Genomic DNA, 24,881 nt, shown 5'->3' on the forward strand with positions numbered 1-24,881 from the left:
CGGATCAGCGGCCGGGCGCGCGCTGGGTGACTTCCTGCAGGAACCAGCCGTTGCCCTCGGAATCGATGAACGCGGCGAACGAACCGTAGCTGCGGCGCTGCGGATCCGCGCCCGGGACACGGCTTTCGGTTCCGGCGTGGTGGAAGACGCCGGTGGCGTCGCGGAACGGGCCGTCGACCGCGATCCCGCTTTCGGTCAGCTCCGCGACAGCGCGCTCGATATCGGTGACGATCAGGTGCAGGCCGTGCAAGCTTCCTGGCGCGGCCATGGTGACTCCGGTGCCGAAGATGATCGAGCATTCCGAGCCTGGCGGGGTGACCTGCACGACGCGATAGCCGTCGTCCACCGGGAAATCGGCGTCGAGACGGAACCCGAGCCGCTCGATGTAGAAGGCTTTGGCGCGGTCGACATCGGCGACGGGCAGGACGACGACTTCCAGTTTCATATCCATGATTCGTCTTCTCCTCGAGTCTCTTTCGCGATCGTCAGTGGCTGGTGTCCCGAGCGGCCTGCTCGATCACGTCGGCGACCAGATCGGGATGCGAGACAGCGACCGAGTGCGATGCGGCGACCTCGGTGACATGGGAACGAGCCCGCTCGGCCATGAACCGCTGCGCCGCGGCGGGGATGTTGAGGTCCTCGGTGGTGACCACATCCCAGCTGGGCTTATCGGTCCAGGCGGCGACGGTGGCCTTCTCCTCGAGCGCGGCCTGGACGATCGGACGCTGGGCCGCGGCCGCCAGAGCGGCGCGGTCGGCGGGCACGTCGGCGGCGAACTGCGCGTGGAACTTGTCCTGCTGGATGTACAGATCGGTGCCCGCACTGCCGTCGGGGTTGGTGAACGGGACCGGATCGAGCGTGCCGGGCAGGGTGGACCCGGGGAACCTGTTGGTCAGCTCGAGCGCGGTCTCACCGGACGCGGGCAGGAAAGCCGCCACGTACACCAGCGCCTTCACCTGATCGCTCCCGGCCGCGGCGGTGCTGATGACCGACCCACCGTACGAGTGCCCGACCAGGACGACCGGACCGTCGATATGGCTGATCAACCCGCGCAGTGCGGCGGCGTCGGAGGCGGGGCCGCGCAGCGGATTCGCCGCCGCGACAACCCGATACCGATCCTTGCGGAGCTTGTCGATGACGTCGTTCCAGCTCGATCCGTCCGCGAACGCACCATGGACCAACACGATGGTCGGCCTCGGCGCGTCCTCGGTCGGCCCGGCATGGGTGGTGCTCGCGGTGCACGCGACGGCGAGGCTACCGGCGGCCACTCCGGCCGTGATCGCCGCGACCGCCCGGGCAGCGCGCCGCATACGGGGGCGTCGGATGTCGACCATGTCGTTGTCCTTTCGGGGAAGCAGGTTGTGCGGATTCCACTGTGGGTCCCGCGACCCTGCCGCCACATCTGTCAACTGACGCCGACGATGACGTAGTCAGCACCCGCCGCTGGCCCGCGTCCGGCCTACGCACTTCCCGTCCCGAACCGGTTTCGACCGTCATCGATTAGGCCATTTGACGTTCGCCGAGACTCTCGAGGCTTGTGCGACGCCGGTGCGGTGACGCCGCCAGGCTGGTCCAAGCAGCGCGCGGCCTCGGTTGCGGCATCTGGCGGCCACTACACGGGTAACGTCGCAAGAGGGAGCCATCGGCGGAGGAGTACGTTATGAACGAAATTCCACCGAACGAAGTCGGGCGCAGGTTGCGCGAGATCCGTGCATGGCGCGGGCAAAGCCTCGAAGTTGTCGCGGGTCTGGCTGGTATCAGCTATGGGTACTTGGGCCGCCTCGAACGTGGCGAGCAACCGCTATCGAATCGGGCCACTCTCGAGGCGCTGGCGCGGGCGCTGAAGGTGTCACCCTCGGAGTTCAACGGTCAGCCGTGGGAGGTCGCCGATGGGCCGGCGGCCGAAGCGTACGCCGGTCTGATCGCTGTCGAGAATGCCTTGGAGGTGTGCGAACTCGGCATCGACCCCGGAAAAGAAGTACGCGAATGGCCCGAGATCGCTGCGGATTTGGCTGAGTTGGAAGTTGTGCGAGAGTCCACGGACTACGCCGCTGCTTGTTCCTTGGCCCCTGGGCTATTGACCGAGCTGCACTCGGCGTATGTCCGACGACCGCAGTGGCGGCGTCAGGTTCTTGTCGGCATCATCCGTTGCTACTACGCCCTGGCGCAGACAACCAAGCGCCTCGGTGTCCGAGGCTTACCGATCATGATTGTCAAGGCGGCGAACGCCTGCGCCGAAGAACTCGAGTCACCGGCTTGGATCGGGTTCGCGGTGTGGTTGCGTGGCAGCATTGCGGGTTCGCTTTCACGCTCGCAGCAGTACACCCGCGCCGTAAACACCGCTGATCGGCTAAGGCCCTATCTTGATGACACTTCGGCATTGCAGGCGTATGGAATGCTCCACCTGTCTGCAGCACTCGCGGGCGCAGTGCAGTCCGACCGGGACACCGCCAATACCCATCTTGCGGAGGCCGAAGCAGTCGCGATACGGATGGATGACGAAGTTGGCAGTTTCGCCCGACTGTGGTTCGGCAGAACGAATGTCGGCATGTGGCGCTCATCTATCGGCATGGAGCTCGGAGATGGGGCGCATGCGGTGGAGCTGGCACGAAACCTCCCCGTCGATGCCATCCCGTCGCCTTCTCGCCGTGCTCATTTCTACGCCGAGGCCGGCCGGATATTGCTGGCGGAGCCGAAGTATCGAGACAGTGGACTCGCGATGCTCTTGAAGGCCGAAGACATTGCACCGCAACAAGTTCGCACCGACTTCTTCGTTCGTGAAGCCATCGCAGATCAGCTACGCATTGCCCGCCGTGACGCGGGAGGCCGGAATCTCCGCGGTTTGGCCTGGCGTCTCGGGATAGCGCCGGACCTTGGGGCAACGAGCTAACGAATTCAGCGTCTGTCCTTTCAGGACAAATCCTTTGTGGCCCTTCTCATAACGTCAGTCCTGGCCCCGTCGTCGGGTCGATGTGGTGCCCTTCATCCCCGGCGGCGGGTGCTCCCAAATGTTGACCTAGCAGGGAGGGGTTCCGCCGATGGGTTTGTCCGATGAGATGAGTCTGGACGATACAGAGACTCCGCAGCAGTCCTATTGCGCGCGAGTGTGTTTTCTTCGCCGGTACACGTTGCAAGCGCTCGCGCAATTCACCGCTGGCGGGCCGCCGCCCCGCGTGAAGGCGGACGGAGCGCGCGGACTGCTGCTCTGGCACGAACGCCACGTGCCGACGGTCGAGGAGTTCGCCCGGTTGCTGGCTCAGATGGAAGCTGAAGGGTTGTTGTCCGTGGTGAACTCCAGCGCCTGCACCCAGCCGTCCGCCGATACGGTCGCATCGCTGAAAGCGCTGGTTAGCGAGAGCGGTACCGCCCAGGCCCGCCGACATGGAGCACAGTCGTGAACGCCGCTCGAACACCGCAGTCATCCGGCAATGCTTTAGCAGGGGATACGCCGCGCTCACGGGTGGACTACTACCGCAGCGTATGTCATCTGCCCGCCGTGCTCGAACCCGCCACGGGCAGAATCGGTTTCATCGCAGGCATGGTCTGGGCCGTCGCTATGCCGTCGGAGGTGGGACAGATGGTCAAGGCCGACCTGGACACCAAGAAGCAGGGCGGTGGGCCGATCGTGACCCATCCCCGCTCGCATACCTGGACTTTCCTTGTGCGCTCGGACATTCCGGCGACAATGATCGCAGCCGAGGCGGCATTGTTCCGCGGTCGCCGGATCGCGATCTTGGGCAATGGTGATCGGGTGGCGTTGCCCTCCCCGACCGATCAGGGCTCGGACTATCGCGGGTGGATCACCGCCGCGCATTCGGCGTTCCGGCCCTCTGGGCGTGCAGTGCTCTACTCGGTGCACGCCTGCCTGACTCCGGCCCGTCAGAGCGCGTTATGAGTGCTACCGCATCGCCGTTGCCGGACGAACCAGATGTGCACTTGAGCGTGTTCTTGCACGGTTTGCGTTTGGACTTCGCGGCCTGCCTTACCGCCGCGATGCTGTTCGTGCAGGAGTATCAAGCCCAGCATTACGCCGACGCCGTCACAGTCGCGTTGACCGACACCACAGGGTTGCCGCGCCTACCCTGTGAACGGCTCTACCTGGAGCCCTGAGCTTTGCGACACTGGCATGTTCGGGACTGAATAAGTACAGGAGCTGGCCATGCCCAATGACAACCCAGTTGGTGTGGCTCATCGTCTGTTGGCACCGCGGATCGCGTATCTGGTCGGCACACGAAACGAGAACGGCGCACCCAACCTCATTCCGGTCTCCAACCTCACCTCGGTATCGACGAAGCCGCAGCAGGTGGCGGTTGCGGTGTACAAGGAATGGAAGACGCACCAGAACCTCCAGACGGCAGCAGGATTCACGGTCAGCGTGCCGACGCTCAAGCAACTGGACGGCGTCTGGAAACTGGGCGCGCGGTACTCCAAGTTCCCCATCACAGAACCCGCCGACAAGCTGGCCGCCAGCGGCTTGCCCCTGGATTACGAATCCTCGAGCTACGGCCCGGTGGTGCCCTCTGGCCTTGGTTGGATGGCGTGTCGCATAGTCGCGCGGCTCGATCTAGGCGGCGACCACGGGCTAGCGATCGGTGAAGTAGAGCAGGTTTGGTTCAGTGCCGAATACCTCGCGCCCGATGGGGTGCCGCACAACGTGACCCACCCCCTGATGCAACAGACCGGGAACCAGTTCACAACTACTGCGGATGCTCCGTTGAAAATCTCATACTTCTAGCAACAAAGTCGGCTACCCGGCTGCGCAGTAGTTCGTATCGCAGCCGAGTGCTTTCGTGGGAGAGGCAGTACTCGCGAGTTGATGAGTAACGGCCTGGCTTTGCTTTCGGCGGCGTGAATGTGGTTCCTTCCGGGAACTGCTCACGGGTCAGGTCGATCGTCTGGCCATCGACAACGTTGAAATAGTGCGAGATCGTTTTATTGCCTGGCAACGTGGCGACAGTATTGAGAATATCCCCGCCGAGATAATCTTGAACGACGCATGCGGTGACGGCGCATTGGCCCTTGGCGATATTGGCTTCCGTCCAGTCCGGAGCGCTACTGGTGTCTGCGGACCAGGATTTGCGGAGCGCACGTTTCAGTGTCTCCAGTTTTCCAACACCCACCGGGCAAGCCTACCGCGCGGGGGACCGGGGTCGGAATATTCACGTGCGGCAAGCGGGCGAGGGTGCGACAGTCGATGACGTGACCGACGACTATCGCACCCTCAACAGGGCGAACTGGGATGAGCGGGCGCCGATGCATGCCGGGTCGCCGGATTATCGGGTGTCGCGGTTTCTCGCCGAGCCGGAGTACCTCAGTGAGGTAGTGCGTTTCGACTTACCGCTGCTCGGTGACGTGCGCGGTCTGCGCGGGGTGCATCTGCAGTGTCATATCGGCACCGACACGATTTCGCTGGCTCGGCTTGGCGCTCGGATGACCGGGCTCGACTTCAGTCCGGCGTCCCTCGCGCAGGCCCGCAAGCTCGCGGAACAAACGGGGTCCGACGTGGATTTCGTCGAAGCCGATGTGTACGACGCGGTTTCGGTGCTGGGCGAGGAGCGATTCGATCTGGTGTTCACCGGGATCGGCGCGCTGTGCTGGTTGCCGAGCATCGAGCGGTGGGCGCGGACCGTGGCGGGGTTGCTGCGGCCGGGCGGCCGCCTGTTCCTGCGCGAAGGCCATCCGATGCTGTGGGCCATAGACGAAACCGTCACTGATCGATCGACCATCGGCTACCCGTATTTCGAGACACCCGAGCCGATGGTGTTCTCCGAGGACACCACCTATGTCGAGACCGACGGCAGTCTCGAGCAGACCACTACCCACGAGTGGAACCATGGTCTCGGCGAGATCGTCTCCGCGCTGCTGTCCAACAGCCTCGCGATCACCGGCCTCACCGAACACCGCAGCGTGCCGTGGAATGCCCTGCCGGGCCGGATGACCTGCGACGAGCACGGCGAGTGGCGCATGATCGACCACCCCGAACGCCTCCCCCTCAGCTACAGTCTGCGAGCGCGCAAGAACTGACCTCGATGGGCATCGCCGCTGCGCGCGCCCACGACTATCGCACGGCCGAACGAGGCGTGGACGGAACAGAACCGGTCGACGATCCCGGCCGCGTCTGCCTACGCGTACTGGCGCTGGGCTACGGCATCGCGGCCCTCGCGTATGTTCGGTGTGGTCATGGTGACTCTGCTCTTGGCGCTGACCGGCTTCGCCTTCCTCGATTCGCTCGATCTGCTGCTCGTCGGCGTCACGGTGGCGATCGTGTACGACAGCAAACTCGCGCGGCGGTCACCGCTGCCGGGCGGTCTGAGTTTCGTCGCGGGTGTCTTCGCGATGACCACCACGTTCGGGATCTGCGCCGTGCTCGGCATCAACTGGCTCACCTCGCTGATCGGCTTCGACCTGACGCCGACCATCCGCTACTGGGGTGAGCTGGCGGTCGGCGCCGTGCTGCTGCTGTTCTCCGTGCTGCCTTCCGGCGCTCGCCGCGACCCGCCCGCGTGGGCGACCAGGGCCCGGCGACGGCCCATGGTGCTGGCGCTGGTCGGCGTCGCGATCGGTTTCGCTCAGGCGCCGACGGCGGTGCCGTATCTCGCGGGTCTGGCCATGCTGTCGGCGCACGACCCGCTGCCGACGCTGTGGCCGCTGATCATCGTCACCTACTGCGCTGTCGCCCTGCTGCCGCCGCTGCTGATCCTCGCGCTGTCCACCCGCGGCAGTGCGCGCGCCCGCCGCGTGTACCGCGCGATCGTGCGCGTCCTGACCGCATACGGCCCGCTCTCGGTGCGAATCATCTTCGGCCTCTTGGGCATCGCGCTGATCGCCGACGCGATCGTGCACCACGCGCACCTCTGGTGACCGCGGGGAAACCGCAGTCACGATGGGCGCCTGCTCGCAACCTCTCGTCTAACGGCGATCTCGGATCCATCCTTATCGCCACCGACGGCGGATCACCTGCTCACCGCCGCGTCCGTCCACCACGCGCACCCGTTCACCGACACCGAGACCGACCTGACGATCGCCTGCGCCGCCGAGGCCGGCATCGGTCCTGCAGGCGAAGTCGACGGACCGCCACATCAGGAGCGGAGCCGTTGGGACGCTTACTCCTCGCCGTCGCCCGACTCCCCGCCCCCACCGCGGATCGACCACAGCAACCCCTCCAGCTCGTCCGGCTTGACGAGCACATCGCGCGCCTTGGACCCTTCACTGGGACCGACGACACCGCGGGTCTCCATCAGGTCCATCAGGCGGCCCGCCTTGGCGAAACCCACGCGCAGCTTGCGCTGCAACATGGAGGTGGAACCGAACTGGGAGGTGACGACCAGTTCGATGGCCTGCAGCAGCACGTCGAGGTCGTCGCCGATGTCGGGGTCGACGTCTTTCTTCTCCCCGGCCTTGGCGGCGGTGACGCCCTCCTGGTACTCGGGTTCGGCCTGGTTCTTGGCGAAGTCGACGACGGCGTGGATCTCCTCGTCGCTGATGAACGCGCCTTGCAGGCGGGTGGGTTTGCCCGCGCCCATGGGCAGGAACAGGCCGTCGCCCATGCCGATCAGCTTCTCGGCGCCCGGCTGGTCCAGGATGACCCGGGAGTCGGTGAGCGAGGAGGTCGCGAACGCCAGGCGGGACGGCACGTTGGTCTTGATCAGACCGGTGACCACGTCCACCGACGGACGCTGCGTCGCCAGCACCAGGTGGATGCCCGCGGCACGGGCCTTCTGGGTGATGCGGACGATCGCGTCCTCCACGTCGCGCGGCGCGGTCATCATCAAATCGGCGAGCTCGTCGACGATGGCGAGGATGTAGGGGTAGGGCCGGTAGACCCGCTCGCTGCCCAATGGCGCGGTGATCGCCCCCGACTTCACCTTCTTGTTGAAGTCGTCGATGTGGCGCACCTTGTTGGCCTGCATGTCCTGATAGCGCTGCTCCATCTCCTCCACCAGCCAGGCCAGCGCGGCGGCGGCCTTCTTCGGCTGGGTGATGATGGGCGTGATCAGGTGCGGAATACCCTCGTACGGGGTGAGCTCGACCATCTTGGGGTCGATCAGGATCATCCTGACCTCGTCCGGGGTGGCGCGTTGCAGCAGCGAGACCAGCATCGAGTTGACGAAGCTCGACTTACCGGAACCGGTGGAGCCCGCGACCAGCAGGTGCGGCATCTTGGCTAGATTCGCCGAGACGAACTCGCCCTCGATGTTCTTGCCGAGACCGATCACCAACGGGTGGTGGTCGTTTCGGGTGGACGGCGCTTTCAGCACGTCGGCCAGCCGCACCAGTTCACGGTCGGCGTTGGGCACCTCGATGCCGACGGCGGACTTGCCTGGAATCGGCGCGAGCAGCCGGACGTTCTCGGTGGCGACGGCGTAGGCGATGTTGCGGGCCAGCGCGGTGATCTTCTCCACCTTCACGCCGGGGCCGAGTTCCACCTCGTACCTGGTGACCGTCGGACCGCGCACGAATCCGGTGACCGCCGCGTCGATCTTGAACTGCACCAGCACCTCGGTGATCGCCTCGATCATCGATTCGTTGGCGGCGCTGCGCTTCTTGGGCGGTTCGCCGTCGGTGAGCAGCGTCAGCGGCGGCAGCGTGTAGTCGCCTTCGATCACCCGGTCGGCGACGAACTCGGGTTCCTTCGGCGGCGGCGGGGTCTGGTCCTGCGCCTTCGGCGCCGGGCGCTTCTTGGGTTTGGGCGGTTCCGGCGGCGGTTCGGTGGCGATGGGTTTGGGGTCGCGCAGCGGCGGCTCGCCCAGCACTTCGGTGACTGCGTCGGATCCGGCGAATTCGTCGGGCGGATAGTTCTCGACCGGGGTGCGACCGCGGCGCCGGGACGCGGTGCGGCGCACGGGAAAGCCGTCGGCATCGTAGTCGGCGGGCTCGTAGTCGCGTTGCGGCTCGAGGTCTCCGTACTCGTCGCCGCCCGCCGCGGTGCCGAAGTATTCGCGCAGCCGCTGCGGGACCTCCCTGACCGTCGTCCCGGTCAGCAGCAGCACGCCGAAGACGATGGCGAGCAACAGGATCGGCACGGCCAGCCAGGCGGTGAGCCCGCTCGCCAGCGGTCCGCCGATGACATAACCGACGAAACCGGAGGCGCGGGAACGGCCGTGCGCATCGGTGGGCGCGCCCGCGGCGAGATGCCAGATGCCCAACAGCGGCAGACCGACCAACAGTCCGCCCAGCACCAGCCGCGGCCGAATCTCGGGGTGCGGTTCGGTGCGCATGAGGATGATCGCGATGCCGGTCGCTACGAACGGCAGTGCGGCCGAGGCCGACCCGGACACCGCCCGGATCGCTTCCTCCACCCAGTGCCCGATCGGGCCGCCCGCCGAGAGCCACACCGCGGCGGCGATGACGCCGCTGAGCGCGATCAGCGCGAGCGCGACGCCGTCGCGGCGGTGTCCGTGTTCGATCTCGCCCGCCCGGCTGAGCGTGCGAGTGGTGGCGCCGAGTCCACGGGCCAGCATGTTCCAACCGCTGGTGATGGCGCGGCCGAAGACGGCCAGCGGCGCGGTGTCGGACGGGCGCCGCACGGGTCTGCGGGCCGGTGTGGCGCGCCCGCGTGGTGCGGAACCACCCCGGGGTGTGGTGGAACGAGACCGCGCCGTGGTGGTCCTCCCCCGGGCTGATCCCGCCCGCGCACGAGGTGTCGTGGTGCTGCGGGACTTACCTGCCATGGACCCAGGCTAGCCGCAAACGCCCCATCCAGACCATCCGCAACACCCGTATCGCCCGCCTCGAGCGCGGCGGATCACAGTCGAAGCCCCCGCTCGAGCGGTGGATACGGGCGGTTCAGAACGAGCGGTCGAGTTCCAGCACCACGCGCACGGCGTCCTCGTCGCCCGCGGTCTCGATGCGCACCTTGTCGCGGCCGAACGCGTGCAGAACCAGTTCGGAAGGCTTACCGGTGAGTGTCACCGCGGCTCCCTCAGCCGACTTCACTTCCGCACGGCGGCCATCGGGCGTCGCCAGCACCACCGGCACCGGGGCGGAACGGTAGGCCATCTTGCCGACCCGTCGCACCACCTTCCACAGCTGGGACTCGTCGGCGTCGGAGAGTTCGCGCGGCTGCCAGTCCGATCCGGCGCGGCGCACATCCTCGTGGTGCACGAACATCTCGCTCAGGTTGACCAGCGCGTCCACCGGCTTCAGCGGCGACCACCAAGGCGGGCCGGTCCGCACCAGGTCGAGCAGCTCGGGAAACGGCTTGCGCGCCACGCGGTCCTGCACCGACTCGAGGTAGCCCGCGAAGGGCTTCAACAGGATGCCGGGCGCGGCGTCGGGGCGGCGTTCCCGAACGATCAAGTGCGCCGCCAGGTCTCGCACGGTCCACCCGCCGCAGAGGGTGGGAGCATCCGGACCGGCCGACGACATCGCGGCCACCAGCGCTCGACGTTCCCGTTGTGCCATGCTCACGTGCCGACCATAACCGATACCGGAAGGTCGCTTGGGTGCCCGGCCGGGTCATCCGGACCCGCGCGATCCCGAAATGGAATGCGCCGACTGGATTCCCGAATGGTTGCTCGGTAGCTTGTCACTGGTCCATAGGGTCGTGGACCTCTCAGTTCGAAGGGATTCACCTTGAAGAAGTTCTTCACCGCTGCCGCGGTCATCGTGGCAACGGTCGGTTCGATGCTGGCCACCTCGGCACCGGCGCAGGCCGGATACGGCTACTACGGCGCGATCGCCGTGTCGAGCGACGGTAGCTACGGCATCGCCAACAACTACGGCAGCTACAGCGCCGCCGAGGACGCCGCGGTCGACGTCTGCGGCTACGGCTGCTCCACCCTGGTCTCCTGGACCAACGGCTGCGGCGTGCTCGCCAGCTCCGACACGCGCTGGAGCGCGTCGGCGCGGCCGAGCTACTCCGAGGCCCGCTCCGCGGCGCTGAGCCGCCTCTCCGGCGGCTGGGTCGTCGACTGGCGCTGCACCTCGGGCTACTCGCTGTAAATCCGACACCGTCGCGTCGTCAACTCTGCGACCGCGACACCACTTCACCAGGGGAAAATCGTGAAACACCGCACCATTCGCGCCGCGGTCGCCGTGCTGCTGGCAGCCTCGGCGTTCGCGCTCGGCGCGTGCAGTTCCGACAGTGACTCCTCCTCGAGCGCGGGCGCGAGCACCTCGCCCGCAGGCAAGTTCGAGGAAGGCAAGAACGAGGACAAGGCCGTCGACGGTAAGGCGCCCACCTCCACCACGCGGCCCAACCTGCCCAAGCCCGCCGCTTCACTGCTCAACGAGCGCATCAACCGCGCCTTCGATCCCTCGGTGAGCGCCGAGGAGAAGATCAGCTGGATCCAGGACGCCGAGCGCGATCCGCAGCTGGTCGACAAGCTGGTCGACGCGGCCAAGCGCAACAAGGTGACCGTCCAGATCACCAATGTGCAGGAACCCAAGGACGGCAAGCTGAAGGCCGACGCGAAGGTCACCATCGACGGGCAGCCGGTGGAGAACGCGTTCGTCGAGTTCGTCGCCGAAGGCAGCGACTGGAAGGTCTCCCACCAGTTCACCTGCAACATCGTGCGCTCGGCGAAGCTGGACTCCGCGGCCTGCCAGGCTCAGTAAGAGACGCGAAAAGCGCCGGAGGGGAATCCCTTCCGGCGCTTTTCGCGTTTCGGGATCAGACGCCGATGACGGTCGGCACGATCATCGGACGGCGGCGGTAGGTCTCGGCGACCCAGCGCCCGACCACCCGGCGCACGCCCTGGGCGATGCGGTGGATGTCGGTGACGCCCTCGCCCGCCAGCCGCAGCAGCTCGGCCTCGACGAGTTCGGCGGCGTCGGCCAGTGCGGTCGGGTCGTCGGAGAAGCCGCGCCCGCTCACCTCGGGCGTGCTCACGGCCTTGCCGGTGGTCTCGTCGATGGCGACGGTGATGGCGATGAAACCGCCCTCGCCCAGCACCAGACGGTCCGACAGCGTGGACTCGCCGACATCGCCGACGGACAGGCCGTCCACGTAGACGTGGCCGACCGGCACCCGGCCGACGATGGACGCGATGCCGTCCACCAGATCGACCACCACGCCGTCCTCGGCGAGCACCACCCGGTCCTCGGGGACGCCGGTCGCCACCGCGAGCGCGGCGTTGGCCCGCAGGTGCCGCCATTCGCCGTGCACCGGCATGGCATTGGTGGGTCGCACCGCGTTGTACAGGTACAGCAGCTCGCCCGCGGAGGCGTGTCCGGAGACGTGCACCTTGGCGTTCTGCTGGGTGATGACCGTGGCGCCCAGCCTGGCCAGACCGTTGACCACGGCGAACACCGAGTTCTCGTTGCCGGGGATCAGCGAGGAGGCCAGCACCACCAGATCGTCGGCGCGGATGTGGATCTGCCGGTGCTCGCCGCGCGCCATCCTGGACAGCGCCGAGAGCGGCTCGCCCTGCGATCCGGTCGAGATGAGCACCAGGCGGTCGCCGGGCAGGGTCGCGGCCACGTCGAGGTCGACGACAACGCCGTCAGGCACCGTCAGGTAGCCGAGATCCTGGGCGATCTGCATGTTGCGGACCATCGAGCGGCCGATGAAACAGACACGGCGCCCGTACTTCTGGGCCACGTCGACGACCTGCTGGATGCGGTGCACGTGGCTGGCGAAGGACGCCACGATCACCCGGTTGCGCGCCTTGCCGATCACATTGTCCAGCACGCCGCCGATCTCGCGTTCGGGCGTGACGAACCCGGGCACCTCGGCGTTGGTGGAGTCCACCAGGAACAGGTCGACGCCCTCGTCGCCGAGCCGGGAGAAACCGGCCAGGTCGGTGAGCCGCCCGTCCAGCGGCAGCTGGTCCAGCTTGATGTCGCCGGTGTGCAGCGCGACGCCCGCCGGGGTGCGGATGGCGACCGCGATCGCGTCCGGGATCGAGTGGTTGACCGCGAAGTACTCGCACTCGAACGGACCGTGGATGGTGGTCTCGCCCTCCACGACCTCCATGAGCTTGGGGTGCAGCCGGTGCTCGCGGCACTTCGCCGCCACCAGCGCGAGGGTGAACTTCGCGCCGATGACCGGGATGTCGCCGCGCATGCGCAGCAGGAACGGCACCGCGCCGATGTGGTCCTCGTGACCGTGGGTGAGCACGATCGCGACGACATCGTCCATCCGGTCCTCGATGGGCCGGAAGTCGGGCAGGATCAGGTCGACGCCTGGCTGCTGGTCCTCGGGGAAGAGGACGCCGCAGTCGACGATGAGCAGCTTGCCGTCGTATTCGAAAACGGTCATGTTGCGGCCGATTTCGCCGATGCCGCCGAGCGCGAAGACGCGCAGACCGTTCTTGGGCAGCTTCGGCGGGGCGCCGAGCCGGTCCTGCGCCGCCACCACGGGCGGCTTGGCGGGCGCCTGTTCGCCGCGGCCGCGGCCTTGCCGACCGCGCCCGGAGCGGCGGCCCTGACCGTTCTGCCGCGTGGGTTCGGGCTGCTGAGCCTGGGCGGTCTGCGACTTCTTGGCGCGGTCCGACTTTCGCGCGGACTCGGCGGCCGCGGGCTGCTGGACCGCTTCACGCTGCGCGGTGGTTTCGGGCTGCGCGGTGGTTTCGGGCTGCGCGGCGGTCTCGGGCTGCGCGGCGGCTTCGGGCTGCGCGGCGGTTTCGGGCTGCGCGGCGACCGTTTCGGCGGCGGGCTTTTCGGTGCGTTCCGGCTCCACGGGAGTCGGTTCGGGGGCGCCCGCGGGGCGGGACGCGGCGCGGCGTGGGCGGCGCGGAGTCGTCATGACGACCTCTCCTGTTCGGTGACGGATGCGCCCTCGGCTAGGTCACTGTGTTCGCTCATGCCTGCGCCTCGCTGACGCTCGGCTTCGGCATGCGCGAAGCACGCTGGCACATGATTCGCTCACTGCGTTCGCTCATCCCAGCACCCCCGCGGTCTGCAGGTCGGCGGCGAGACGGTCGAGCGCCTCGGTGTTCGGCATCAGCTGCGGCAACCGCGGCTCGCCGACTTCGACGCCGAGCAGGCGCAGGCCGCCCTTGGTCATCGCGACGCCGCCGAGGCGCGCCATGGCGTGGTTCAACGGGACGAGCCGGGCGTTGATGTCACGGGCCCGCGCCACGTCGCCCGCCGAGTAGGCGTCGACGAGTTCGCGCAGGCGCTCGGGCACCAGATGGCCGATGACGCTGATGAATCCGACGGCGCCGATGGACAGCCAGGGCAAATTCAGGCTGTCGTCGCCGGAGTAGAAGGCCAGGCCGGTTTCGGCGATGAGCTCGGCACCGGCGTTCAGGTCGCCCTTGGCGTCCTTCACGGCGACGATGCGCGGATGCTCGGCAAGCTTGCGAATCGTGTCGGGGCCGATCGGGATGATAGAGCGCGGTGGAATGTCGTAGAGGGTGACCGGCAGGTCGGTGGCGTCGGCGACCGCGGTGAAGTGCGCGATCAGGCCTTCCTGCGAGGGGCGGGAGTAGTAAGGCGTCACCACGAGCAGACCGTGCGCGCCGGCCCGCTGCGCGTTGCGCGCGAGTTCGATGGAGTGGGCGGTGTCGTAGGTGCCCGCGCCCGCGATCACAGTGGCGCGATCGCCCACGGCGTCGACGACGGCGTGCAGCAGGTCGAACTTCTCCGACTCGGTGGTGGTCGGCGACTCGCCCGTGGTACCGGAGATCGCGAGCAGGTCGACGCCGCGGTCGACGAGACGGGCCGCCAGCGCGACCCCGGCATCGACATCCAGCTTGCCGTCGGCACTGAAGGGGGTCACCATCGCGACACCTACTGTGCCGGACGCGCGCAGCTCCGTTGGCGTCGATTCACCGTTCGTCATGGTCAGAAAGGCTACCCGGTCCTAGGAGCGCCCTCGACACCCTGACCGGCGATCCGGCTGCCCGGCCGGGTGATTCGCCTCCCACCGACGCCGCGAAGACATCAATGTTTTCCTTGTATGACGCCAAATGCGGCGTCACACTGGTGTCATGGATTTGAACAAGTACACCGCTCAGCTGCGCGAGAACCTGGTGGCCGCCGCGGCGCTCGGCGACGAGAAGACCCAGGCCACCGCCGCTGCCCTGGCCGCGGCGACCGAGTCGTCGGCGCGTCTCGTGCTGCTCGCGGCCCTCTCCGAACTGGCCGCCGAGATCAGCACGGAATTGACGGACCGCACCGTACGCGTCTCGGTGGACGGCACCGACGCCACGGTGGACGTGCGCAGGAACGCCGCCGAGGAGCACCCGACCATCGAGGAGATGACCGGCGACATCAGCCGGGTCACGCTGCGCCTCGTCGAGCAGATGAAGGCGAAGGCCGAGGAGGCGGCCGCGGCCAACGGGGTCTCGCTGAACTCGTGGTTGTCCAACGCGGTGTCCGGCGCGCTGCGCGACCAGATGCGGGGCCACGGACCCAAGCGCGACATCTGACATCGGTCGCCGCGCCCGATCCGGTCTGCTACCTCCCTGCGATCACAGCCGCCTCCCGGCCGATCACAGCAGCGCGGCCAGATCTCCGCGTTCGCCGATCACGACATCGTCGAGTTCGAGCCAGTCCGCCATCTCACGCAGAGTCGTGCGCAACGCCGCCGCGGTCTCCGCGTCACAGCGGCCGGGCTCGGCGAACGCGCCGGGCACCAGCAGCCGTCCCTTCGCGCGTTCGGCGCGCAGGTCGACGCGGCCGACCAGCTCCCCGTCCTTCAGGAAAGGGAAGACGTAGTAGCCGTGCACCCGTTTGTGCTCCGGGGTGTAGATCTCGATCCGGTAGTGGAAGTCGAAGATCCGCTCGGTGCGGGGCCGGAAGAAGACCAGCGGATCGAACGGGCACAGCAGCGCGGCGCCCTCGACACGGCGCGGCGTGGCCGCTCCCGTCCACAGGTATGCGGGTTTGCCCCACCCGGCGACCTCGACCTCTTCCAATTCGCCCGCGTCCGCCAGTGCCGCGATCGCGGGCTCGGTCTGGGTGCGGTGCATCCGGTAGTAGTCGCGCAGGTCGGCCTCGGTGCCGATGCCGAGCGCGGTGGCCGCGCGGCGGACCAGTTCCAGCACGGCGTCCGCCTCGGAGACGTTGCGCGCCAGCACCTCCGGCGGGATCACCCGCTCGGCGAGGTCGTAGTGCCGCGCGAAGCCGACGCGCTTGTCGACGGAGAGCTCGCCCGCGGCGAAGAGCTGTTCGCAGATCATCTTGGTGTCGCTGAGGTTCCACCAGGAACCCTTGGGCCGCGGCTTGTCCAGCTCGAGATGCCGTTCCACCTCACCGGCTGTCGCGGCGCCGACGTCACGGATCACGTCCAGGATGTCCTTGCCAAGCGTCGGATTCCGTTCCAGCACCTTGCGCATCCCCGACCAGCGGCCGTGCCGGTACCGCTCCATCCGCCAGCGCATCAGCGGCCAGTCCTCCACCGGGATGAGCGCGGCCTCGTGCGCCCAGTACTCGACCAGCCGCCGCGGCCGCCCGGCGCTGTGACTCCAGGCGAACTCGTCGAGCAGCGCGCGATCGTAGGCGCCGATCCTGCTGAATACCGGGGCGTAGTGCGCGCGCACCACCGCCGAGACCGAATCGAGTTGCAAGAGTTGAGTTCTGGCGAGCACGTCGGCCACAGTGCGCCGGGTGACTGTCGCCGGCCGTCGCCTGCCGAACCCCTGCGCGGCCAGGGCCGTCCGCCGCGCGGCCGCTGCACTCATCTTCCGCATACCCGAACAATGCCACGGGGGTCCGACACGAATCGGACGGCACATCCGCACAGTCCCGTCCACAGGTCGGGACGAGCACGCGACCCCGGCGACAGACAGTGTCGAGCGTCACATATCGTGCGGTCACAGCGGGACTCAGCGGTGTGTCGAAACGGGTGTCAGCAACGAAGGGAATGGCCTACCGCGCCACACCCACGATCCCTAGGGAGCAGCATCGTGCCCACCGTCGACGTTCTCGACTCGTTCATCTCCTACACCGACACCGACACCGGCGCGGGTTCCGTGCCCGTGGTGTTCCTGCACGGCAACCCGACCTCGTCCTACCTGTGGCGCAACGTGATTCCGCACGTCAACGACCAGGCCAGGGCGCTGGCCCCCGATCTCATCGGCATGGGCGCGTCGGGCAAACCCGACATCGACTACCGCTTCGTCGACCACCTCCGCTACCTGGACGCCTGGTTCGACGCGCTCGGCCTGGACGAGGTGGTCATCGTCGGCCACGACTGGGGCGGGGCGCTCGGCATGGACTGGGCCGCGCGGCACCCGGGCCGGGTGCGCGGCATCGCGCTGATCGAGACCTTCCTGCGACCGCTGGCCTGGGAGGAGATGCCGCCGCTCGGCGCCGAGCTGTTCCGCAAGTTCCGCAGCGCCGAGGGAGAACGAATGGTGTTGGAGGAGAACATGTTCATCGAGTTCAACCTGCCGCACGGCGTCGCGAACCTGTCGCAGCGGGATCACGACGTCTATCGCGCCCCCTACCCCACGCCCGCCACGCGCAAGCCGCTGCTGGCGTGGCCGAGGGAGATCCCGCTCGGCGGCGAGCCTGCCGACGTGGTCGCCATCGTGCACAACTACAACCGGTACCTGGCCGAGACGGGGATCCCGACGCTGATCATGGCGCTGGAGAACGGTGTCGGCCTCGGCTCGCCCGAGACGGCCCGCTGGGCCGCAACCACTTTCGCCGACGCCGAGGTGGTCTCGATCCCGCCCGCCGGGCACCACGCACCGGAGGATCGGCCGGACGAGATCGGCACGGCGGTGGCGGAATGGCTGCGCAGGCGCGCGCTGGTTTCGGATGTCGCGCGGGCCTGAATCCCGTCGGCCGGGGCGGCGTGCGGGGCGACCGAGCCGGTCCGTCGGCCTGGTCGCCCGCCGTGACGAACCATCCGCGCTTGCGGCACGACGGCGCGCTGCCGAAGATTGCCCGATGAGCAGTGCAGACACACCGGCGGGCGACCCCGGCCACGATGCGGCGACGGAGGTCCGTCGCGCGGAGGCGGCGCTGGTCGCCCGCGCGGTGGACGGCGACCGGGACGCGATCGCCGAAATCGTTCGCATGCTGCAGGATCCGCTGTTTCGGCTGGCCCTGCGGATGGTGGGGCGGCCCGCCGAGGCGGAGGACGCGACCCAGGAGATCCTGATCCGCGCGGTCACCCGTCTCGCCACCTTCCGCGGCGAAGCGAAGCTGCTCACCTGGGCGTACCGCATCGGCGTCAACTACTTGATCAACCTGCGCACGCGGTCGCCACAGGAACAGCGCGAGCTCAGCCTGGAGGAGTTCGGCGCGGGGCTCACCGACGGCCTGGCCGCCGAGGACTATCGCGGGCCCCGCGCCGCGCTGCTGTCCAGCGAGGTCCGGCTCAATTGCAGCCAGGGCATGCTGCAATGCCTGGCCCGCGAGGAACGCGTCGCGTTCGTGCTCGGCCAGGTCTTCGAACTCGGTTCGGCGGAGGCGGCGTGGATTCTCGACATCACCCCGGCCGCCTATCGAAAACGATTGGAGCGCGCCAAGAAACGTCTCGGCGCGTTCCTGAGCTCCGCGTGCGGCCTGGCCGACCCGCGTGCGGCGTGCCGCTGCTCGCGGCGGGTGGAGAAGGCGGTCGCGCTCGGCCGCGTCGACCCGGCGGCGCCGCAGTACGCCACCCATCCGGTGAGCCCAGGCGGCCGGACGGTGCTCGAAGCCGAGGAGCAGATGATCCGCCTGCACGACGTGGCCGCGGTGCTGCGCGGGCATCCGGACTACGCCGCGCCCAGCGAACGGATGGAAGCCATAGCGACGCTGTTGCGATCGGGACAGTTTCCGCTGCTGTCCTGAGCGGGACCGCCGACGTGGCACACATCACAGAAGGGAGTAGTCGGACCGCGTCGAAAACCTGTGTCGAACCGGAGTGACAGGGCACAACACCGGAAAGGACGCCCCCATGGCAACCATCGACGTTCTCGACTCGTTTCTCCATTACCACGACACCGGATCGGGCGAACTGCCCGTGGTGTTCCTGCACGGCAACCCGACGTCCTCCTACCTGTGGCGCAATGTGATTCCGCATATAGCGGATCAGACCCGTTGCCTGGCACCGGATCTCATCGGCATGGGCGCTTCGGGCAAGCCGGACATCGCCTACCGGCTCGACGACCACGCCCGCTACCTCGACGCGTGGTTCGACGCACTCGGCCTCGATCGGTTCGTCGTCGTCGGCCACGACTGGGGTGGCACCCTCGCGATGGATTACGCGGCGCGGCACCCGGGCCGGGTCAGCGGCATCGCGTTGATCGAGACCTTTCTGCGCCCGATGCGCTGGGACGAGCTGCCGCAGGGATCGGCCGAGATGTTCCGCACCTTCCGCTCGCCGGAAGGGGAAAAGGCCGTGCTGGAACAGAATCTGTTCATCGAATACAACCTGCCCAAGCTCATCGCCGGACTCACCGAGGCCGACCTCGACGCCTACCGCGCGCCCTACCCGACCCCGGACACGCGCAAGCCGATGCTGGCGTGGGCCCGCGAATTCCCGCTCGACGGCGCGCCCGCCGACGTCACCCAGCGGGTCCGCGAATACGGGCGGTGGATGGCGGAGAGCGCGGAGGTGCCCAAGCTGCTGATGCGTGTCGAACCCGGGGTCGGCCTCGGCTCCCCGGAAGTGATCGACTGGGCGGCACGGACTTTCGCCGCCGTCGAGGTCGAGTCCGTCGGGACGGGCGCACACCACAGCCCGGAGGACCAGCCCGACGCCATCGGGCGAGCGGTCGCGAACTGGCTCCGCAGGCACGCCTTGGCCGCGCAGCCGACTGCCGTGTGAAACAGAGAGGATGCCAACGATGCGCTGTGCGGCGCTGTCGAATTCGACCCGACCCGATTGTCCTGCGCTCTCCCGGCGAGGGGTGTCGTGAACGGCCGAACCGGTGCCGGCCTGACCGATTCCCCTGTGACAGGCCCGGATCCGGAAGAACTGCGGCTCGTCGCGCGCGCCGTCGACGGTGACCAGGCGGCGTTGCGGAAGGTGATCGGCCGCCTGCAGGATCCGCTGTACCGGCTGGCGCTGCGCATGGTCGGCCGCCCACCCGATGCCGAGGACGCCGTGCAGGAGATCCTGCTGCGCGTCGTCACCCGGCTGTCCACATGGCGCGGCGAGGCGAAACTGCTGACCTGGGCCTACCGCGTCGGCGTCAACTACCTGCTGAACCTGGCCAGGCGGTCACCGCAGGAACGCGATCAGATCGGCCTGGACGATTTCCGTGACGACCTCGCCGACGGTCTCGCCATCGCCGACTACCAAGGCCCGGAAGCCGCCCTGCTGGCCGAGGAGGTGCGGCTGAGCTGCACGCAGGGGATGCTGCAATGCCTCGGCCGTGAGGAACGCGTCGTCTTCGTGCTCGGCGAGATCTTCGAACTGAAGGCCGCCGAGGCCGCCTGGATCCTCGGCACCACCCCGGCGGCCTGCCAGAAGCGCCTCGAACGCGTCAAACAGCGCCTCGGCGCGTTCCTGCGGTCGACCTGCGGGGTGGTCGAGCCGACAGCGTCGTGCCGCTGCCCACGCCGCGTCGACAAGGCCCGCGCCCTCGGCCGCGTCGACCTCGGCAACCCCGCCTTCGCGACCCACCCGGTCAGCCAGGGCGGGCGCGGAGTCGCCGAAGCCGCCGCCCAGATCGACCGGCTCCGCGACGCCGCCGCCGTGCTGCGCGCACACCCGGATTACGCTGCGCCGCAAGCGAAGATCGATGCCATCACCGGTTTGCTCACCTCGGGCCGGTTCCCGTTGCTCGAATGACCGAGGTCAGGTGGTGACGATGATCTCGCCCGCCGCGTCGATCTCGGTGCGGCGGGCGTTGGCGGGAGCATTGGCCAGCACCGTGGCGAGGATGCGCCGACCCATCGGAAGCACGCGGACCGTGACCGAGCCCGCGTTCGCCGCGTCCAATTCCCTGATCGCCGCGTCGATCACCCGCTGCCGCACCCAGCGCGGGACGCCGGCGAAACCACCGTCGTCCAGCAGCACCACCTCGACGCCGCGGCAGCGCGCGCCGCGGGCGGCGCTGCTGAGCTCCTCGGTCACCAGCTGGGGCGCGCGCAGACCGTCGCGCAGTTCGGCTTCCAGCAATCGGCACTGTTCGCGCTCGGCCGCGGTGAGTTCCACACCGTCGGCGATGCGCTCCAGAATCGGCCGCGCCACCTTGTCCAGCCGGGCCAGCTGCCGATCGCGTTCGCCGTTCTCCGCGGCCATCGTGGCCTCGGCCGCCGCGCGCATGGTCGCCTCCTCGCGCAGCAGCCGCAGCGAACGCTGGGTGGGCCGCATGATCGCGGCGCACACCGAGACGCTGGCGACGGTCGCGATCGGCACCGCGGTCCCCGCGAGGACCCCGCCGCGCAGCTCCGCCGTCGCGGTGACGGTCGCGACCACCCCGGCCACGCCCGCAACGCCGAGCCAGGCGGCTCCGAGCCTGCCGCGCAGCACCAGCACCGCGAGCACATACGAGGAGGCGAACGCCGACCACACCGGCTTCGACCAGCCCTCCTCGATGTGCAAGGTGTTCAGCGCGGTCGCCGCGGGCCCGGAGGCGGCCACGAAAACCGTTGCGGGCCATGGCAAGGGGTCGACCGGGATGACGAGCACCACGGCCCCGGCCACCGCGAGCAGGACGATCCCGGTGATGGCCGCGAACGGAGACGCGTCGGAGAAGTTGCGGACCATGTACAGGACGATGGTCACCTCGAGGATGATCAGGAACAGCCAGGCCGCCCCGTCGCGCAGGCCGAGCAGATCGCGCACCCCGAGATCGGAATCGGCGTCAACCATCGCTACCCCACACCAACGTCACCGACGTGCCCTCGCCGGGCTGCGATTCGACGAACGCCGCGCCGCCCGGCAGCCTGCGCATGCGGCCAAGGATGCTCACCGAGATGCCGAGCCGGTCGACGGGCACCATGGCCGGGTCGAAACCGGCGCCGTCGTCGCGGAAGACCACCCGGATCCCGCCCGCGCTCACGGTGACGGTAACCGTCCGCTGCACCGCGCGCCCCGGCACCGTGGCGTGCCGCAGGCTGTTGCGCACCGCCTCGGCCAGCGCCGCGGCGATGGTTCCCGCCGCATCCACCGGAAGCCGCAGGTCGTCTACCCCGGACCAGCGGCGAATGCCGAACGCGATGCCCTGGTTGACCTCGTGCACCGCCGCGCGCAGGAAGCCAACGGCCGCTTGGGTGTTGAGCCGGTCGGGTTCGGTTTCGCGGCCGCGCAGTCGATCGAGCTGGGCGAGGGTTCGTTCGGCCTGTTTGCGCAGCACCGGGGAATCGGTACCGGTGCGTGAGGCGTCCAGCAAGGTGGACAGCACCGCGTCGTGTATCAGCGCCGCGAAACGGGCGCGCTCCCGGTCGCGGGCGGCCGCGCCCGCCGCGGCGGCGGCACGGCTGCTCGCGATCGCCGATTCCCGGTCGACGCGGGCAGCGGCCGCCCTGGCGTAGACGTAGCACCACAGGAACAGCGCGCACAGCCCGACTGAACGCGCGAAATCGCTGAGCAGCGACCAGCTCGTGCCGTGCGGCACCACGTTCATATTGGCGATCGCCGAGACCACACCGCCGAAGATCAAGTAGCACACCGCGATCGACCGCCGCCACGCCAGTGACGCCGCGAGCACGCCCAGCGCGAACACGCGGTACAGCCACACCGAGGTGGCGTCGGTCACGGGCTGGTGGTACGCGAATGGGATGAGCGCCATCGCGACGATGTAGCTGATCGCCGCGGCGCCCGCGACGGCCTGGATGACCCGCCTGCCCATGGCGACCGAGACGATCGCCAGCACCGGGGACCACCCGAAGGCCAACGCGAACGCGAGCACCGTCCAGCCCAGCGGCGCGAACCGGCTCTGATCGGCGATTTCCGGCAGCTCGACCACCGCGGCGATCATTCCGGCGATGGCGACGGTCAACCCGAGCCTGCGCAGGATCCGGTCCGAGGCGGGCTCGCCGGCGTTGTTGCCCACCGCTCCCAGCACGCGACGCCACCAGCTCGCCGACGTCGAGCCGGGTCGGGGTTCGAGTGCGGTCGACGCGGTGTCCAGCGTGCTGGACGGGATCATCCGCGCGGGAGCCGCTCGGGAACCGGTAGCCATCCGTCCTCCACGGCGCGCTTGTAGAGGTCGGTCTTGGTCGGGGCGGGGCGGCCCGCGTCGGCGTACTTCTGGCGGATACGGCCGAGGTAGTCGTTGACGGTCTGCTCGGAGAGGCCGGTCAGCCGAGCCACGCGGGAGGCCTTCTCGCCCGAGGCATACAGGGTGAGCACTTCCTCTTGGCGGGGACTGAGGCCTACGTCGGACAGTTGCGGGTCGCCATCGATGGCGGCGGCCCAGTCGGTGGTGACCACCTGCTCACCCGATGCGGCGCGGCGCACGGCCGCTACCACGGTCGGGACGTCCTCGGATTTGCGCACCACGCCGAGCACGCCCGCGCGGGCCGCGGAGCGCACCAGGAACGCGTTGTCGGCTCCGGTGAACACCAGCACCTCGGTGCCGCGTTCACGCAGCGCGCGCACGTTGTCCTCGGGCGCGGAGCCGTCGGCCAGCCGCAGATCGAGCACCACCAGATCCAGCGCGGGCGCGGGACCGGCCACCGCGAGCAGGTCCGGCACGGTTCCCGCCGTGTACACCAGATCGAGGTCCGGTTCCGGCGCGAGCATCGCGGCGAGCCCGATCGCGACCGATTCGTGGTCCTCGACCAGCCCGATCCGTCGCGCTGTCCTCTCGCCGCCGCCGTCGGCCCACGTCACCTCGACACTCCTATCCCGAACGAACTCGTCCACAGTCCCCCCGCTTCAACGTCACGTCGCAGTATGACGGTCGCGAGGGCAAAGCGGTCAGACACCAAAAATCGGGGCCGATCCACGCCATCGGCTGTGCGGTGACCGCAGGGCCCAGCTCCCAGTTGTTCCAGGTCCGCCTCGTGGGCTCCGAAACGATAACCGGCGCGACCACTTTCACCCAGCCGAGGCCCGTGGTCAGGCGGTCGATGCCCTCGTTACCGTGCAGGTACAGGCCGTACGGGCGGCCCTTGGTGGAACCCAGCCACGGGGGTATCAGCCCATCAGCTGCGCGGCGACCGTCGCCCCCAGTTCCCAGCAGTGCTCGAGATCGTCCTTCGTCGGCGGCCCGGACACCACCACCGGCGCGACAACCTTCACCCAGCCCAGACCGGTCGTCACGCGGTCCACACCGAGTTCGGCGCCCTCGGTCCCTTCGTTGCCGTGCAGGTACAGGCCGTAGGGGCGGCCCCTGGTGGAATCCAGGCACGGGTAGTAGAAGGTGTCGAACGCGTGTTTCAGCGCGCCCGACATGTAGCCGAGGTTGGCCGGGCTGCCGAGCAGGTATCCGTCGGCGGCGAGCACGTCGCTCGCGGTGACCCCGAGCGCCGCACGGCGCACCACCTCGACGCCCTCGATCTCGGGATCGGTCGCGCCGGACACCACCGCCTCGAACATCGCCTGCATGTGCGGCGACGGGGTGTGGTGGATGATCAACAGTCGGGCCACTGTTCGCTACCCTTCGCGCTGCTCGCGTTCCAGTTTCTCCAGCGCCACCGCGCGGCGCATGGTTTCGCGCGCCCGGGTGCGGTCGCCCGCGTAGTCGTAGGCGCGAGCCAGGCGATAGGAGACCCGCCAGTTGTCCGGGTCGGCCTCCCACTCCTGCTTCACCTGCTCGAACAGCTCGTCGGCCGCGGCGCGTTCGATGCGGCCGGACGGTCGCCGTGCCAGCGTCGAGGTGTCCAGCTCCAGGCCCTCCTCGTGGATGCGGCGGGCCAGGTGCTGGTGGGCCAGTGCCGCACGGACGGTCGCGGCCACCACCCACACGCCGATGATCGGCAGCAGCAGCACGCCGACACCCATCGCGACGCCCGCGGGCTTGCCGGAGTCGATCAGGGCGAACGAGATTCGGCCGAGCAGCAGGAAGTAGAACGCGAGCGCGAGTACCAGTGCGGCGATCAGTCCCACGACACGCGCGATCTCACCGCGACTGGCGTTGGCCTCGGCGTTCACG

General features: G+C 68.5%; 27 protein-coding genes. 14 read left to right on the top strand and 13 right to left on the bottom strand.

What is annotated here, in order from left to right; translation table 11 throughout:
• Positions 1-4: 4 nt before the first annotated feature.
• Positions 5-451, bottom strand: coding sequence for a VOC family protein (locus AB0H50_RS01560; RefSeq protein WP_357445014.1), 447 nt, complete (start codon positions 449-451; stop codon positions 5-7).
• Between the two features lie 34 nt (positions 452-485).
• Positions 486-1,334: an alpha/beta hydrolase gene (locus AB0H50_RS01565; protein WP_357445017.1), complete on the bottom strand. Its 849-nt coding sequence runs from the start codon at positions 1,332-1,334 to the stop codon at positions 486-488.
• Positions 1,335-1,660: 326 nt separating this feature from the next.
• Here AB0H50_RS01565 and AB0H50_RS01570 point away from each other — a divergent pair, with 326 nt between their 5' ends.
• The 5 genes from AB0H50_RS01570 to AB0H50_RS01590 all read left to right on the top strand — a co-directional run bounded on the left by AB0H50_RS01570 (position 1,661) and on the right by AB0H50_RS01590 (position 4,735).
• Positions 1,661-2,890, top strand: coding sequence for a helix-turn-helix transcriptional regulator (locus tag AB0H50_RS01570; RefSeq protein WP_357445020.1), 1,230 nt, complete (start codon positions 1,661-1,663; stop codon positions 2,888-2,890).
• Positions 2,891-3,038: 148 nt separating this feature from the next.
• Positions 3,039-3,398, top strand: a complete 360-nt coding sequence (locus tag AB0H50_RS01575) for a hypothetical protein (protein ID WP_357445023.1) — start codon at positions 3,039-3,041, stop codon at positions 3,396-3,398.
• Entirely contained in the window at positions 3,395-3,895 is a 501-nt protein-coding gene (locus tag AB0H50_RS01580; RefSeq protein ID WP_357445026.1) for a DNA-directed RNA polymerase subunit beta, read from the top strand. The genes AB0H50_RS01575 and AB0H50_RS01580 overlap by 4 nt, the downstream gene beginning before the upstream one ends.
• Positions 3,892-4,110, top strand: coding sequence for a hypothetical protein (locus tag AB0H50_RS01585; RefSeq protein ID WP_357445029.1), 219 nt, complete (start codon positions 3,892-3,894; stop codon positions 4,108-4,110). Before AB0H50_RS01580 ends, AB0H50_RS01585 begins: the two co-directional genes overlap by 4 nt.
• Positions 4,111-4,159: 49 nt before the next feature.
• Positions 4,160-4,735, top strand: a complete 576-nt coding sequence (locus AB0H50_RS01590) for a flavin reductase family protein (RefSeq protein ID WP_357445032.1) — start codon at positions 4,160-4,162, stop codon at positions 4,733-4,735.
• Here AB0H50_RS01590 and AB0H50_RS01595 read toward each other — a convergent pair.
• Positions 4,698-5,120, bottom strand: coding sequence for a hypothetical protein (locus AB0H50_RS01595; protein WP_357445035.1), 423 nt, complete (start codon positions 5,118-5,120; stop codon positions 4,698-4,700). The two genes, AB0H50_RS01590 and AB0H50_RS01595, sit on opposite strands and share 38 nt — an antisense overlap.
• 79 nt (positions 5,121-5,199) lie before the next feature.
• Between AB0H50_RS01595 and AB0H50_RS01600 the strand changes: the two genes are divergently transcribed.
• Complete coding sequence (locus AB0H50_RS01600) at positions 5,200-6,024, top strand: class I SAM-dependent methyltransferase (protein ID WP_357445038.1); 825 nt, start codon at positions 5,200-5,202, stop codon at positions 6,022-6,024.
• Between the two features lie 156 nt (positions 6,025-6,180).
• A complete protein-coding gene (locus AB0H50_RS01605; protein WP_357445041.1) occupies positions 6,181-6,861 on the top strand; it encodes a GAP family protein in 681 nt (226 codons plus the stop codon).
• 242 nt (positions 6,862-7,103) lie between these two features.
• On the opposite strand, the gene AB0H50_RS01610 is transcribed toward AB0H50_RS01605, so the two are convergent.
• Both AB0H50_RS01610 and AB0H50_RS01615 read right to left on the bottom strand, forming a co-directional pair.
• Complete coding sequence (locus AB0H50_RS01610) at positions 7,104-9,461, bottom strand: DNA translocase FtsK (RefSeq protein ID WP_357447178.1); 2,358 nt, start codon at positions 9,459-9,461, stop codon at positions 7,104-7,106.
• A 325-nt stretch (positions 9,462-9,786) separates the two neighbouring features.
• Positions 9,787-10,410 (bottom strand): TIGR03085 family metal-binding protein, encoded by a 624-nt coding sequence (locus AB0H50_RS01615; protein WP_357445045.1) that lies wholly within the window; start codon positions 10,408-10,410, stop codon positions 9,787-9,789.
• Positions 10,411-10,575: 165 nt separating this feature from the next.
• Here AB0H50_RS01615 and AB0H50_RS01620 point away from each other — a divergent pair, with 165 nt between their 5' ends.
• On the top strand, positions 10,576-10,944 hold the full coding sequence (locus AB0H50_RS01620; protein ID WP_357445048.1) for a DUF4189 domain-containing protein: 369 nt from the start codon (positions 10,576-10,578) through the stop codon (positions 10,942-10,944).
• 60 nt (positions 10,945-11,004) lie between these two features.
• A complete protein-coding gene (locus AB0H50_RS01625; RefSeq protein ID WP_357445051.1) occupies positions 11,005-11,559 on the top strand; it encodes a hypothetical protein in 555 nt (184 codons plus the stop codon).
• A 55-nt stretch (positions 11,560-11,614) separates the two neighbouring features.
• Here AB0H50_RS01625 and AB0H50_RS01630 read toward each other — a convergent pair whose 3' ends face one another.
• Entirely contained in the window at positions 11,615-13,690 is a 2,076-nt protein-coding gene (locus tag AB0H50_RS01630; RefSeq protein WP_357445054.1) for an RNase J family beta-CASP ribonuclease, read from the bottom strand.
• Positions 13,691-13,822: 132 nt separating this feature from the next.
• Positions 13,823-14,731 (bottom strand): 4-hydroxy-tetrahydrodipicolinate synthase, encoded by a 909-nt coding sequence (dapA, locus tag AB0H50_RS01635; RefSeq protein WP_357445057.1) that lies wholly within the window; start codon positions 14,729-14,731, stop codon positions 13,823-13,825.
• 148 nt (positions 14,732-14,879) lie between these two features.
• Here dapA and AB0H50_RS01640 point away from each other — a divergent pair, with 148 nt between their 5' ends.
• Positions 14,880-15,320, top strand: coding sequence for a toxin-antitoxin system HicB family antitoxin (locus AB0H50_RS01640; RefSeq protein ID WP_357445060.1), 441 nt, complete (start codon positions 14,880-14,882; stop codon positions 15,318-15,320).
• Between the two features lie 63 nt (positions 15,321-15,383).
• Here the strand turns inward: AB0H50_RS01640 and AB0H50_RS01645 are convergent, their stop codons facing one another.
• The gene (locus tag AB0H50_RS01645) at positions 15,384-16,583 is read right to left on the bottom strand and encodes a crosslink repair DNA glycosylase YcaQ family protein (protein ID WP_357445063.1); all 1,200 of its coding nucleotides are present in this window, start codon (positions 16,581-16,583) and stop codon (positions 15,384-15,386) included.
• Between the two features lie 216 nt (positions 16,584-16,799).
• Between AB0H50_RS01645 and AB0H50_RS01650 the strand changes: the two genes are divergently transcribed.
• From AB0H50_RS01650 to AB0H50_RS01665, 4 genes are all read left to right on the top strand, one after another.
• Complete coding sequence (locus AB0H50_RS01650) at positions 16,800-17,675, top strand: haloalkane dehalogenase (protein ID WP_357445066.1); 876 nt, start codon at positions 16,800-16,802, stop codon at positions 17,673-17,675.
• A 115-nt stretch (positions 17,676-17,790) separates the two neighbouring features.
• On the top strand, positions 17,791-18,678 hold the full coding sequence (locus AB0H50_RS01655; protein ID WP_357445069.1) for a sigma-70 family RNA polymerase sigma factor: 888 nt from the start codon (positions 17,791-17,793) through the stop codon (positions 18,676-18,678).
• Positions 18,679-18,784: 106 nt separating this feature from the next.
• The gene (locus AB0H50_RS01660; protein WP_357445071.1) at positions 18,785-19,657 is read left to right on the top strand and encodes a haloalkane dehalogenase; all 873 of its coding nucleotides are present in this window, start codon (positions 18,785-18,787) and stop codon (positions 19,655-19,657) included.
• Between the two features lie 126 nt (positions 19,658-19,783).
• Entirely contained in the window at positions 19,784-20,626 is an 843-nt protein-coding gene (locus AB0H50_RS01665) for an RNA polymerase sigma factor (RefSeq protein ID WP_357445074.1), read from the top strand.
• Between the two features lie 6 nt (positions 20,627-20,632).
• On the opposite strand, the gene AB0H50_RS01670 is transcribed toward AB0H50_RS01665, so the two are convergent.
• The 5 genes from AB0H50_RS01670 to AB0H50_RS01690 all read right to left on the bottom strand — a co-directional run bounded on the left by AB0H50_RS01670 (position 20,633) and on the right by AB0H50_RS01690 (position 24,880).
• Complete coding sequence (locus tag AB0H50_RS01670) at positions 20,633-21,652, bottom strand: hypothetical protein (protein ID WP_357445077.1); 1,020 nt, start codon at positions 21,650-21,652, stop codon at positions 20,633-20,635.
• On the bottom strand, positions 21,645-22,964 hold the full coding sequence (locus tag AB0H50_RS01675; protein WP_357445080.1) for an ATP-binding protein: 1,320 nt from the start codon (positions 22,962-22,964) through the stop codon (positions 21,645-21,647). The genes AB0H50_RS01670 and AB0H50_RS01675 overlap by 8 nt, the downstream gene beginning before the upstream one ends.
• A complete protein-coding gene (locus AB0H50_RS01680; protein WP_357445083.1) occupies positions 22,928-23,617 on the bottom strand; it encodes a response regulator transcription factor in 690 nt (229 codons plus the stop codon). Before AB0H50_RS01680 ends, AB0H50_RS01675 begins: the two co-directional genes overlap by 37 nt.
• Before the next feature lie 306 nt (positions 23,618-23,923).
• Entirely contained in the window at positions 23,924-24,334 is a 411-nt protein-coding gene (locus AB0H50_RS01685; RefSeq protein ID WP_357447181.1) for a flavodoxin family protein, read from the bottom strand.
• 48 nt (positions 24,335-24,382) lie between these two features.
• Entirely contained in the window at positions 24,383-24,880 is a 498-nt protein-coding gene (locus AB0H50_RS01690; protein WP_357445086.1) for a hypothetical protein, read from the bottom strand.
• Between the last annotated feature and the right edge of the window lies 1 nt (position 24,881).

It is taken from the genome of Nocardia sp. NPDC050793 (assembly GCF_040654065.1).
Classification (GTDB): Bacteria; Actinomycetota; Actinomycetes; order Mycobacteriales; family Mycobacteriaceae; genus Nocardia.